Here is a 383-nt window from a genome sequence, read left to right as displayed (position 1 = left end):
AGCGCCTGCCTTGCAAGCAGGAGGTCACGAGTTCGAATCTCGTATTCTCCACGCAGATAATGAAGAGAGCAGATGGTGTTGGCAGACAGGATTCTGAGCCAGGCTTGCCTGAACGAAGAAGGCTGTATAACAACAGAAGGATATTCGAAGAATATCCGTGGCTGAGGAACAACGTTCTGAAGTCCCATATGCGGACTAGATTATTCGCTCTACTCCTTCTTATCTATATGTACCTTGAAAACTGCATACAAAGAAAATCAATTCTCAAATATATAGAGAAAGACATCCGAGGTGATTGTTATTCTTAAGAGTAACAATTAACTAACACTTCGAGAAAACGAAGTAAAAAAACAACCTTGAATACCAACGCATATAACGCTATA

General features: G+C 40.7%; 1 protein-coding gene. It reads right to left on the bottom strand.

Features of this window, described 5'->3' with window-relative positions:
• Window positions 1–188, bottom strand: a 188-nt coding sequence (locus ACTNBF_RS16555; RefSeq protein ID WP_441089715.1) for a hypothetical protein, incomplete at its 3' end; no start/stop codon positions are given.
• Between the last annotated feature and the right edge of the window lie 195 nt (window positions 189–383).

The sequence above is a fragment of the Bariatricus sp. HCP28S3_A4 genome, from assembly GCF_052066395.1.
GTDB lineage: Bacteria > Bacillota > Clostridia > Lachnospirales > Lachnospiraceae > Allocoprococcus.
Note: the sequence above shows the minus strand (reverse complement) of the source record. Positions and strands in the feature narration are given on the sequence as shown.